Source organism: Pseudoalteromonas sp. TB64, assembly GCF_000498095.1.
Classification (GTDB): domain Bacteria; phylum Pseudomonadota; class Gammaproteobacteria; order Enterobacterales; family Alteromonadaceae; genus Pseudoalteromonas.
Genome location: NZ_AUTQ01000188.1, coordinates 1 through 12,559 on the forward strand (window position 1 = coordinate 1; position 12,559 = coordinate 12,559).

Sequence of the window (12,559 nt, forward strand, 5' to 3'; positions counted from 1 at the left end):
TAGGGCGTGTTGATCTTTGCGGTATAAAAAACAAACAGCATGAGGATAAGGTATAATTGAATTCGCTAAAAAACGTTACACCGAACCCTCATGCCAAGATTAATGTTAACAGACGCGACATGGAATGTCTTATCAAAAGTAATGCACTTAAGTGGTCGAATTTATAATAAGCCTGAGCATAGAAAAACGCTCGAAGGCATACTCTATAAGATGCGTACCGGTATTCCTTGGCGAGATTTACCGTCTTATTTCGGCTCGTGGAGTGCTATCTATAGACGATTTAATTTATGGTCCAAAAAAGATATTTTGAATGAATTATTTCGTGTGTTATCCCACTATGCTGATATGGATTGGATCTTTATTGATGGCAGTATTGTCAGGGCTCACCAGCATAGTTGCGGTGCAAGAACCGCTGGCAATGAATCAATCGGTAAGAGTCGAGGTGGCAATTCGACTAAAATTCATCTTGCAGTAGATAGCGGAGGATTGCCTGTTTATTATGAATTATCCTGTGGAAATACGCATGATATCGTCCATGCAGAGTCACTTGTAGACAATTGCCCAACGAGTAATGTGGTTGTCGCAGATAAAGGCTACGATAGTGAAAAACTAAGAGAGTTTATTCGTGATAATAGCGCTACACCCGTTATTCCACGCAAGGATAACAGTTTAGTGGGTAATGAAGATATTGACTGGTGCATGTACAAATATAGGCACTTAGTTGAGAATGCCTTTGGTCGGATCAAACAATATAGAGGGATAGCTACAAGGTATGAAAAGCTTGAACGGAATTATCATTCCATGCTCGCTTTAGCATTTACTATGATGTGGCTACCAATGTGGGCTGATTAATATATATACTACAAAGATCAACAGCCCCTAGTTTTACTGATATTAATAAAGACTCATCTTATTCAGTACTTAGTTTGCTTGAAGGCAAAAACGGTGAGGTTTTATTAGGAACTTACACCTCAGGCGTATTAAAAGTTGAGAACGGAGTTATTACGCCTTATTTAAATCGTGATAATGGTTTGGGCAGCAATGAAGTAAGAACGCTGCTCCTTGATTCAAAAAATCGTTTATGGATTGGTACTGCCTCTGGACTTACTCGTGTAGAAGAAGATGGCACGTTAGTGCAATTTACTAATAAAGCAGAGCTGCCAAGTGGCTTTGTTATGGCATTGAGTGAGGATAATCAAGGCAATATATGGGTAGGAACGGGCATTGGTGTTGTTGTATTTGATATAATCACTGAGAAGTTTACTACATTAAGTTTTCCTAAAAGTTTTGCTGCTGAGTATGCGTTTGGTTTTTATATAGATAAAGATTATATGTGGATGGCTACCGATCGAGGATTAGTACGCTACACATACACAACAGGCGAAATGGCTATATTAGGACGCGAGCAAGGCCTACCCGTAGATAAGTTATTTCAGGTAGTCGCTACCGAAAAATCTTTTTGGTTATCGAGTAATCGCGGCATTATTCAAATAGAAAAAAAACAGATTCAATACATTCTTAATACAGATGCAGAACAAAAAGTGATTCCATTAGAGTATCAGCTTTATGATGAGGGTGATGGTATGCTCAGTGCTCAAGCTAATGGGGGCTCAACGCCCTCTGCTACAGCACATAATGATGGGACGCTTTGGTTTGCAACCGCAAAGGGCGTGAGTTCAGTTAAACCAGCTCGCTTACAGGCATCTACTCAAGTTTCGTTGCCCACTATTATTGAAAGCTTTTATGTTGATGGTAAACCAACCGCTTTACCATTAGATGGTGAATCGGTGTTATTGCCGCCGGGAGTATCTCGGTTATCTTTTCAGTATGCTGGGTTGAGTTTTATTATGCCTCAGCGATTAAACTTTCAGACTCGATTGAAGGGGTTTAATAACAAGTGGGTTAATCGACAACATAGTACTACAGCGGAATACACTAATTTACCGGCTGGTAGGTACACCTTTATGGTTCGTGCAGGTTATCCAAACGCAAAGTGGCAACAAAATCACAAAGTAATTAGTTTTGTTATTCAAGCACATTTTTGGCAAAAAATGAGTTTTAAATTATTTGTGTTTTTTATACTTACCTTAACCGTTTACGCTATTTATAAGTATCGTTTGTACCATTATAAACAGGTAGAAATAAAACTAATTAGCCGAGTTGAAAGCCAAACTCAAGACTTACAAAAGCAAGCTGATGCTTTTGCTTACCAAGCAACACATGACCAATTAACCGATATGCCAAATAGGCGTGCATTTGATAGCTGGCTTGCTAAAAACTTTGCTTCATTTAAAACTCAAAATAAACCACTCGCTATTGCAATAATGGATATTGATCACTTTAAACGTATTAACGATGGTTGGTCGCATATTGTTGGAGATCAAGTTATATGTAAAATAGCTCAAATTCTTAAAACAAATAGTGAAGGTGAGCAAGAAATTGCTCGTTGGGGCGGCGAAGAGTTTACACTGTTATTCCCGGGTAAAACGGCTTTTGAGGCACGCGTTATTTGCGAGCAACTTCGAGAAAATATCAGTAATAACGATTTTTCAACGGTAGCTCAAAACCTTAACGTAACGGTAAGTTTTGGTATTTCAGATTCAATTGGTATTAATGACTACGACCGATTACTATCGCGGGCAGATCAAGCACTATACAAAGCTAAAAATAGTGGTCGAAATCGCACTGAAATTATTTGATTGAAAAATGCCCTCTGCGGACATATTTATATAGAACACTTTGGCTTAGGATGCCCTCATGATAAATGGACTGTTAATTTTTATTTTAATTCTTTTCGTCGTTATTTTTTGGCGCTGGCCATCAATTCAAACTCGACTATGGCGTAAAAAATATAGAGATTTTGCTTTAAATTCACAGCAAAAAGATATTTTATTACGCTGCATGCCTATTTATAAAAAAATGACAGATGCCGATAGAGAAAAGTTAGAGCGTCATATAACGTGGTTTTTAAATGAAAAACGCTTTGTTGGCTGTGATGGCTTAAAACTTACACCGGCAATGAAGTTGATTGTTGCTGCTGATGCGTGTGTACTGGTTTTAAATAAACCGTGGCCACTTTATAAAAATGTAAAAGAAATTTTATTATATCCAAGTGCTTATTATGCGCCGCAATCAACTCGCGATAGTGCAGGGCTTGTGAGTTACCATAATACAGTGCGGTTAGGCGAATCTTGGCCTGGGGGTACGCTTGTACTCAGTTGGCACGATGTGCTTGAAGGAAATCGCTTGCCTAGTGATGGGCATAATTTGGTTTTTCATGAATTTGCACATCAACTTGATCAAGAAACAGGTAAAACCACAGGCACACCACTTTTAAAAAGCTCAGCAGATTACAAAGAATGGGGGCGAGTATTTAGTCGTGCGTTTACGCAGTTAAAAAGCCATGTTGCCTATAGCATGCCGCATGTTATTCACAGTTATGGTGCAACTAATGAAGCGGAGTTTTTTGCTGTGCTCACCGAGACCTTTATTGAAAAACCAGCGGAACTTCGACGCTACGATCCTGAAATTTATAGTATGTTGGTTAATTACTATCAATTTGACCCTATTGTTTGGCATTAAACTTAATAAACTGCGCTTTATCATATAATGCTGGCAAGTCTCGCTTGTTTTTGTTGCAATCATGTAAAATAGTTTTACCTGCAACAATAACAAGCGAGAAACGCATGAAAAAAATGCTTCATACAGTATTGGCACTATCTGTGTCATTAGCAGTAGGGCAAGTGAATGCCACAGAAGAAGATGAACAAAAATGGCAAGTAGATTCACCTAAAGGGCAGTTTGTAGATGCTGCTATAAGTGTTGAGCAAGGCACTTGGATGAATATTGATATTAGCCCCGATGGTAAAACCGTTGTGTTTGACTTACTTGGCGATATTTACACCATGGCGATGAGTGGCGGTACAGCGACAAAACTTACATCCGATATTGCATGGCAAATGCAGCCCCGTTTTAGCCCTGATGGAAAACATATTGCGTTTACCTCCGATCAAGGTGGTGGCGATAACATTTGGATAATGGACTTAAAAGGTGAAAACCAAACAGCCGTTACCGACGAAACCTTTCGTTTATTAAATAGCCCTGCATGGAGCCCCGATGGTGATTATTTAGTTGCTCGTAAGCACTTTACGGCTAGTCGTTCACTTGGTGCAGGTGAAGTATGGCTTTACCATAAAGCGGGTGGCAAAGGAGTACAACTTACTAAACGTGAGAACGATCAAAAAGATTTAGGTGAACCTATGTTTTCGCCTGATGGTCGTTATGTATACTTTTCACATGATGCGACACCTGGTAAAACATTTCATTATTCAAAGGATTCTGTAGCAGGTATTTATAAAATTAAACGCTACGACCGTGAAACAGGTGAAATTGAAACCGTGATTGATGGCATGGGCGGCGCAATAAGACCAACACCGTCTCCTGATGGTAAAAAACTTGCTTATATAAAACGTGATGATTTTCAAACTAGCCTGTATTTATACGATTTAACCAGCGGTGAGCACACTAAGCTTTACGATAAGCTTGAACGTGATATGCAAGAAACATGGGCTATTCACGGGGTTTATCCAACCATTGCATGGACACCAGATAATGAAGAACTGGTATTTTGGGCTGGTGGAACAATTCATAAGCTAGATGTTGAAGACAAATCTGTAAAAACCATTCCTTTTAAAGTACAAACTACTAAAAAAATCCAAAAAGCAGTCCGTTTTACACAAAACTTAGATACCGATGAGTTTGAAGTAAAAATGTTGCGTAATGTGCAAGTAAGCCCAGATGGAAAAACCGCAATTTTTGAAGCGCTTGGGCACATTTATAAGCGTGATTTAGAATCAGGAAAAATTAAGCGTTTAACAAAGCAAACTGATCATTATGAATTATTCCCGCAGTACTCCCGCGATGGTAAAAAAATAGTTTACACCACATGGGACGATAACAAACAAGGGTCAGTGAGAGTTGTGTCTGCACGCAGAGGTCGTGGCGATACAATTACTAAAGAGCCTGGCAAGTACGTAGAGCCAACGTTTAGTCCAGACGGTAAAACAGTTGTTTACCGAAAAGCGACAGGTGGCAGTATTTTAAACCCTAAATGGTCACTCAATCCGGGGGTTTATAGTGTAAGCGTTAAAGGCGGTAAAAGTGAGCTTATTTCAAAAAGTGGTTATCAACCACAATTTGGTGCAGCGAATGATCGTGTTTATATAATGAGCCCTTGGCCAAAGCCAACATTGAGCGTAGTGGAGCTTGAAAGTAAAAAAGTTCGTAAATTATATGAATCAGAACATGCTACTGAATTTAGAATATCGCCAGATGGGCAGTACTTAGCTTTTGCTGAGCGCTTTAAAGTGTATGTAACGCCACTTGTTGAAAGCGGTAAAATAATTAATATTGGTCCTAAAGACAGCCAATTTCCCATAGAGCAGCTATCGGTACGTGCTGGTGAAAATATTAGTTGGAGCGCTAAAAGTAACAAACTTTACTGGACATTAGGTCCTGAACTTTATCATGCAAGCCTTGACGGTATGTTTGCTATTAACAGCGCAGACGATAGCGATTTTAAAGTTAAGAGTGGCGAAAGCATTGGCTTTAGTAAAAAAATGGCTGAGCCAAAAGGTATGATTGCGCTTACTGGCGCAAAAATTATTACTATGGATGGCGAAAAAGTTATTGAAAATGGTGTAATTATAACTGATGGCAAGCATATTAAAGCAATCGGCGCAGCCAATGATATAAGCATTCCTAAAGATGCTGAGGTTATTGATGTAACAGGTAAAACAATAATGCCTGGTATTGTTGATGCTCATGCACATGGCTCGCAAGCAAGTGATGAAATTATACCTGAGCAAAACTGGAAAAATTTTGCAGGCTTAGCATTGGGTGTAACTACAATTCACGATCCATCAAACGATACCTCAGAAATATTTACAGCAAGTGAAATGCAAAAAGCTGGCATGATTGTCGGCCCACGTATTTTCTCAACGGGCACTATTTTATATGGAGCTAATATGCCAGGTTATACTTCGCATATTGACTCGTTAGATGATGCTAAATTTCACTTAGAGCGTCTAAAAAAAGTAGGTGCGTTTAGTGTTAAGTCGTATAACCAGCCTCGCCGTGAGCAGCGCCAACAAGTTATCGAAGCAGGTCGTGAGCTTGAAATGATGGTAGTACCAGAAGGCGGCTCATTATTACAACATAATCTAAGTATGATTGTTGATGGGCATACAGGTATTGAGCATTCAATCCCTGTAGAGCACATATACGACGATATAAAACAGTTATGGTCGCAAAGTGATGTAGGTTACACACCTACGCTTGTAGTGGCTTATGGTGGCATTTGGGGTGAAAATTACTGGTACGATAAAACCGATGTATGGAATCATCCGCGTTTAAGTAAATTTGTGCCTAAAAACCAATTATTACCGCGTTCTATGCGCCGAGTTAAAGCGCCCGATCATCACTATAACCACTTTAATAACGCACGAGTTGCTGCTGAACTGCAAGACTTAGGTGTTCTGGTTAACTTAGGTGCACACGGTCAGCGTGAAGGATTAGGTGCACACTGGGAAATGTGGATGTTTGCACAAGGCGGTATGACATCACTTGAAGCTATACGTGCATCGACAATTGATCCGGCTAAGTATTTAGGGCTTGATAAAAACGTAGGATCACTTGAAGTTGGCAAGCTTGCTGATTTAATGGTTATTGATGGCGATCCACTTAAAAACATTCGTGATTCAGACAAAATCGATTACACCATGATCAATGGTCGATTATTCAATGCCGAAACAATGAATGAAGTAGGTAAAAAAGAACGCCAACCACTTTACTTCGAAAAGTTATAATTTATTTTTAATCTTTTTAAAAGCGGCTATTAGCCGCTTTTTTTAGCTTTGTATTATGTGTTTTAGCAAAGTAACGTTTGGAATAATAATAGGTTGAATATGCATTACACGCGCTTGGCATATTAACCCTTCTTTAAGAGTTAGTAAGGTGTGTGCAATTTCTAATGCTTTAGCTTTATTACTTTTAAGTTCAGGTGTAGCGAGTAAAGCGACTAAAATTATGTCTAATATAGTCTGTTTATGTTGTATACACTGCTTTGCTATAGGGTGTTCAGCGATTGGGTATTCAGCAGCGGTATTTATAAAAAAACAGCCATGAAAATTTCCAAGCTCAGGTACTTTGTTGGCAAACCATAGCTCTAACCCTGCAAATATTGAAGTGGCTATCTCTAAAGCATGAGGTTTATCACAGCGTTTTTTAAACCATTTATTAAAACGCTCATCTCTTTTAGTTAAACATGCACAAATTAACTCATCTTTGCTAATAAAATGATTATAGAGTGTTTTTTTAGCTACTTTAGATACCGTTAAAATTTCATTAATACCAACTGCGTGCAAGCCCTTGGCGTAAAACAAATTAAGTGCGGTATCTATAATATGTTCTTGTTTAGTCATTTACTCTCCTAGAAAACAAATATTGACATGAGTAGACCGAATTGTCTACCCTACATAGGTAGACAGCTCTGTCTACTTTTGAGGGGGAGGTTAAAGTGAATTCAATTAATATTAAATCAGCCTGTTTTGCCGGCATTTTTTCTGCATTAGTACTGGGCTTTTTAGCATGGTTAAGCAATGTTGGAGATTATGGGTTGTGGTTAATGGCACCATTTGGTGCAACGGCGGTACTTGTATTTGGTATTTCGGATAGTCCATTAGCACAGCCAAAAAATGTAATTGTTGGCCATTTGATTACAGCGTTTGTAGGAGTTGTATTTGTAACTTATATTGGCGATAGTAGCGTATCAATTGCATTGGCTGTTGGGATTGCAATTACACTGATGATGCTAACAAAAACAGTGCATCCAGCAGCGGGTGCTAATCCAATTTTAATTATTGTATCTGGACAGAGTTGGGATTTTTTGATCATGCCTGTATTAGTCGGTACGGTGTTTATTGTTATTTGTGGTTTTGCGGCAAAATGGCTTCTGACTTTTTCAATAAGTAACAAACATAAAAAAACCGCTTAACGCGGTTTTTTTAAAGTCACAGTGAGTTGATTAAACAACACCGCGCGGTAAGCGGCAGTCGTGATCTTTACGTGCTAATTCAACAATCCAAGACTCCTCAGCTGTGTAACCTTCTTTGTTTTCGGTAACAACAGTGAATGGCGCTTTTTTCTGTGTTTTAGCTGGTGCAGCTGCTTTAGTTTTTTTCGTTTTAGCCGTTTTACCAGAATTTAACTTTTTAGTTAATTCTGCTACGTCAGCTAGGCGTAAATTTTTACCGCCATCAATGCTATACCAGCCTGGTTTAGTTGTGATTTCAGGTTTTTTACCATTGGCAGTTTCGTACGCTGCTTCAAAGGCAGATAACACTTCTGTTTTGTCTAGTTTGCTCATCAGAGACCCTATACGTTGTTAACACAGATAAAGAAGCCGTATTTATACCTATTTTAGAATAGTTTTTCAATTTTTTGCGATTTTCCTTTCATTTTAATCATTAAAACGCCAAAATTTGTACAAAATTCAGTGTTAAGTAAGGTAAGTTGTATGCAACGTCGAGAATTTGACCAACTTCTAAATGGTATTTTAAAACCCCACACAATTAAAGATTTTTGCCCGAATGGCTTACAAGTTGAAGGCAAAAATGAGATAAAAAAAATAGTTACAGGTGTAACAGCAAGCCAAGCATTGATTGATGCTGCAATTGAGCAAAAAGCAGATGCTATTTTGGTTCATCATGGCTATTTTTGGAAAGGTGAAACGCAACAAATTACAGGAATGAAAAAACGTCGTATAGGTGCGCTATTAGCAAATGATATTAATTTATTTGGCTATCATCTACCGCTCGATGTTCATCCTGAAATTGGTAATAACGCACAACTTGCAAAGTTATTAGATATTGAAATTGAAGCAGGGCTTGAGCCTGTTGCGAATAGTGTGGCGATGAAAGGGCGTTTAAAAATCCCTTTAAGTGGAGAGGAGTTTGCGAACAAAATTGCAAAAGTACTTAATCGTATACCACTCACAAGTTTAGTGCGCTCAGCTAAAATTGAAACAATTGCATTATGCACAGGTGGCGGGCAAGGCTATATTGATCTTGCTGCAGAGCAAGGTATTGATGCGTATTTAACGGGTGAAGCATCGGAGCAAACAATTCATAGCTCTCGAGAGCAAAATATTGATTTTTTTGCAGCTGGACATCATGCAACTGAGCGTTATGGGATTAAAGCCTTGGGCGAGTTACTTGCCCAAGAACATGGCTTTGACGTGACATTTATAGATATAGATAACCCAGTTTAATACTAATTAGCAAAGGTATTTAATACCAATCGGCATGAGTACTTAAATAATTTAACGAATTAAATCTCCAGATAACACCGTTAAAAATTTTCATTTAGAACAACTGGATATAAAATTTTTTAACTTGTTATAGTGCAATTCTTTTATCGTTAAATAGAACCCATATTTAAGCAAATTGGTATAAACGGGTTAATTTATTCATGGATCTAGTATTTAAGTCTATTAAAGTAATTAAATTAATAAAAACTAAAGCGCTTCTGGGTCTATCCAGCGGCGTATGCTTATCCAAGCATTCCCTATTATTTCGTGGCTGTATTGTGTAACCACAAATAATGCATGAGCATTAGGGATAAATTGTTTATGCCACGGTAGAGCTGCAAAGTTATGATAATCGGTTGCTGCGGTTATTACTTCAACACCTTGAGCATTAAATAAGTCTTTGGCACGAGGCATATGCAGTACAGATGTAACTAATGCAACGTTATAGTCGACTAATTTTGGTGCCAATAATTTTGCTTCCTCAGCAGTATCAGTAGCGCTCGCGTTTTGAGCGAGCCGATTTTTATTAACCCCTAAAGTAATTGCTGTTTTATACATTAGTTCGCTATTAGTTATATTTTCGTGCCCTGCACCAGACACAATAAGTTGTGCATTAGGGTAATGCTTTGCAAGTTTTACCCCTTCAACTAAACGTGTAAGTGCACAATTACCAAGTTGGTTATTTGCGCTTAGGGACGGGTTTGGATTTATGTCGCATCCTAGTACCACTATTTTATCTATTTTAGGGTGCTTTAATGAGTTAAAAGCGAGTGAGGGGGACTCGTTATTTTTTAAAATTAAATTAGCGACAAATGGTGTACTTAGTAAAAGTAAGATAAGTACACTTAAAGAAGATAAAAACAGTGCTGATTTTGAACCTTTAAGCGCAAAGAAAATCGCAATAAATGCGAGTAGACCAGATAGAGGGAGTGGCATTAATAAGCCGCCGAGTAATTTTTTAAAAACAAGCATAATGAGTAATATAAAAAGCTAAGTTAGTGTTTATATTACTCATAAGCTAAGTGTTTATCGACCGTTATTTAACTTACAGGTATTTAAAAAGTGGCGGTAAACAGGGTTATCTTTCATATCTTTTTTCATTGCCAAATACATTGGGCGTGTTAACCCAAGTGCTCCCAAAGGAATAGATTTAATTAAGCCTTGGCTTTCATAAGGTGTAACAAGCCAATCAGGTAATGCAGCAACTCCCATTCCAGCACTAACAAGCTGAAAAATAAGTAGCCCTTGATCAACTGTTTTTAACGTACCATCGAAGCGTGCATTTTGGATAAAGTGTTTAAAAATATCTTGGCGTTCACGTGGTATTGGATACGAAATAATAGTTTCGTTTTTTAAATCAAGCGCTGTTACATACGCTTTTTTAGCTAAATCGTGATCTGGAGCCACAATCAGTTTAAGTTTAAAGTCGAATAAATGCGCATATTCTAATTTGTCTGGCTCACGTATATCAGATGTTAAAACTAAATCTAGTTCGTCATTTAACAAATCAGGAATAGCGTCGTAGCTAAAACCACGCTCGTAATCAATTTTTATGTCAGGCCAAAAGTTATTAAATTCTTTAATAGTAGGAAGTAACCAATGAAAACATGCATGGCACTCAACACTCAAACGAAGTTGAGAGATAGGCTGATTTAAACTTTCTTTTAATCGGCACTTTGTTGCTTCTACTTTTGGTAATATTTCGTTAGCAAGCTCGAGTAATAACATTCCTTGTGGGGTAAATCGTACCGGCTGAGTTTTACGCTCAAATAGTTGGCAATCCAGTTTATTCTCTAGATCTTTGATTTGATGCGATAAAGCTGATTGCGTTAAAAACAGCTCTCGTGCTGTATTAACCAAAGATCCAGTTTCTTTTAGGGTAGCAATAGTTTTTAAGTGTTTAAGACCAATCATCTTTAAAAATTCTCATGGTAAAAGTGAGTTCAGCTCAGATTAACTACATACTACGCTTTTACAAAAAACGTTTCAACGTCTAGATGGCTAAAATTTAGGGTGTTTATCGTTATTTAGCACTTAAACATTAAGTTTATTAATTATGTAAATTACTTTTCGACTGATTTGATAAGTTGTAGGTGAGTTTACTTCATGTTAAATCTGAAAATATATTAATTGCGTGACGAAATGCATCTACATAAATTTTAGCCACCAAAACAGGTTGAAAGGTATAGGTAATAGCAAAGTTAGTGAAATAAAATTACTTAAGTTGAGCTCCAATTACTTAATACAAGAAAAGTTAATTAGGTTGGAAAGTCTAAGTATTATTAATATATACAGGGATTGAGCTATTACTAGGGCGTGTTGATCTTTGCGGTATAAAAAACAAACAGCATGAGGATAAGGTATAATTGAATTCGCTAAAAAACGTTACACCGAACCCTCATGCCAAGATTAATGTTAACAGACGCGACATGGAATGTCTTATCAAAAGTAATGCACTTAAGTGGTCGAATTTATAATAAGCCTGAGCATAGAAAAACGCTCGAAGGCATACTCTATAAGATGCGTACCGGTATTCCTTGGCGAGATTTACCGTCTTATTTCGGCTCGTGGAGTGCTATCTATAGACGATTTAATTTATGGTCCAAAAAAGATATTTTGAATGAATTATTTCGTGTGTTATCCCACTATGCTGATATGGATTGGATCTTTATTGATGGCAGTATTGTCAGGGCTCACCAGCATAGTTGCGGTGCAAGAACCGCTGGCAATGAATCAATCGGTAAGAGTCGAGGTGGCAATTCGACTAAAATTCATCTTGCAGTAGATAGCGGAGGATTGCCTGTTTATTATGAATTATCCTGTGGAAATACGCATGATATCGTCCATGCAGAGTCACTTGTAGACAATTGCCCAACGAGTAATGTGGTTGTCGCAGATAAAGGCTACGATAGTGAAAAACTAAGAGAGTTTATTCGTGATAATAGCGCTACACCCGTTATTCCACGCAAGGATAACAGTTTAGTGGGTAATGAAGATATTGACTGGTGCATGTACAAATATAGGCACTTAGTTGAGAATGCCTTTGGTCGGATCAAACAATATAGAGGGATAGCTACAAGGTATGAAAAGCTTGAACGGAATTATCATTCCATGCTCGCTTTAGCATTTACTATGATGTGGCTACCAATGTGGGCTGATTAATATATATACTACAAAGATCAACAGCCCCTA

At 37.8% G+C, this 12,559-nt stretch carries 11 protein-coding genes; 7 read left to right on the plus strand and 4 right to left on the minus strand.

Annotated features, from left to right (window positions below; all coding sequences use genetic code 11):
- Nucleotides 1–90: 90 nt before the first annotated feature.
- The 4 genes from L647_RS0115590 (at nt 91) to L647_RS0115610 (ending at nt 6,866) form a co-directional block, all read left to right on the plus strand.
- Nucleotides 91–852, plus strand: coding sequence for an IS5 family transposase (locus tag L647_RS0115590; RefSeq protein ID WP_024611512.1), 762 nt, complete (start codon nt 91–93; stop codon nt 850–852).
- Between the two features lie 74 nt (nt 853–926).
- Nucleotides 927–2,699: a ligand-binding sensor domain-containing diguanylate cyclase gene (locus tag L647_RS0115595; RefSeq protein ID WP_024611879.1), complete on the plus strand. Its 1,773-nt coding sequence runs from the start codon at nt 927–929 to the stop codon at nt 2,697–2,699.
- A 58-nt stretch (nt 2,700–2,757) separates the two neighbouring features.
- Nucleotides 2,758–3,582, plus strand: coding sequence for a M90 family metallopeptidase (locus tag L647_RS0115600; protein WP_024611880.1), 825 nt, complete (start codon nt 2,758–2,760; stop codon nt 3,580–3,582).
- 104 nt (nt 3,583–3,686) lie between these two features.
- Nucleotides 3,687–6,866 carry an amidohydrolase family protein gene (locus L647_RS0115610; protein WP_024611881.1) on the plus strand — a complete coding sequence of 1,060 codons (3,180 nt, stop codon included), beginning with the start codon at nt 3,687–3,689 and terminating at the stop codon, nt 6,864–6,866.
- Nucleotides 6,867–6,908: 42 nt separating this feature from the next.
- Here the strand turns inward: L647_RS0115610 and L647_RS0115615 are convergent, their stop codons facing one another.
- Nucleotides 6,909–7,481 carry a TetR/AcrR family transcriptional regulator gene (locus L647_RS0115615; protein WP_024611882.1) on the minus strand — a complete coding sequence of 191 codons (573 nt, stop codon included), beginning with the start codon at nt 7,479–7,481 and terminating at the stop codon, nt 6,909–6,911.
- A gap of 95 nt (nt 7,482–7,576) precedes the next feature.
- Here L647_RS0115615 and L647_RS0115620 point away from each other — a divergent pair, with 95 nt between their 5' ends.
- Nucleotides 7,577–8,053, plus strand: a complete 477-nt coding sequence (locus tag L647_RS0115620; RefSeq protein WP_024611883.1) for an HPP family protein — start codon at nt 7,577–7,579, stop codon at nt 8,051–8,053.
- Nucleotides 8,054–8,083: 30 nt separating this feature from the next.
- On the opposite strand, the gene L647_RS0115625 is transcribed toward L647_RS0115620, so the two are convergent.
- Complete coding sequence (locus L647_RS0115625) at nt 8,084–8,425, minus strand: hypothetical protein (protein WP_024611884.1); 342 nt, start codon at nt 8,423–8,425, stop codon at nt 8,084–8,086.
- A gap of 150 nt (nt 8,426–8,575) precedes the next feature.
- Here L647_RS0115625 and L647_RS0115630 point away from each other — a divergent pair, with 150 nt between their 5' ends.
- Entirely contained in the window at nt 8,576–9,328 is a 753-nt protein-coding gene (locus L647_RS0115630; RefSeq protein WP_024611885.1) for a Nif3-like dinuclear metal center hexameric protein, read from the plus strand.
- A 246-nt stretch (nt 9,329–9,574) separates the two neighbouring features.
- Here L647_RS0115630 and L647_RS0115635 read toward each other — a convergent pair whose 3' ends face one another.
- Both L647_RS0115635 and L647_RS0115640 read right to left on the minus strand, forming a co-directional pair.
- Complete coding sequence (locus tag L647_RS0115635; protein WP_024611886.1) at nt 9,575–10,339, minus strand: YdcF family protein; 765 nt, start codon at nt 10,337–10,339, stop codon at nt 9,575–9,577.
- Between the two features lie 54 nt (nt 10,340–10,393).
- Entirely contained in the window at nt 10,394–11,281 is an 888-nt protein-coding gene (locus tag L647_RS0115640; protein WP_024611887.1) for a LysR family transcriptional regulator, read from the minus strand.
- A 486-nt stretch (nt 11,282–11,767) separates the two neighbouring features.
- Here L647_RS0115640 and L647_RS0115645 point away from each other — a divergent pair, with 486 nt between their 5' ends.
- Nucleotides 11,768–12,529 carry an IS5 family transposase gene (locus L647_RS0115645; protein WP_024611512.1) on the plus strand — a complete coding sequence of 254 codons (762 nt, stop codon included), beginning with the start codon at nt 11,768–11,770 and terminating at the stop codon, nt 12,527–12,529.
- Nucleotides 12,530–12,559 lie beyond the last annotated feature (30 nt).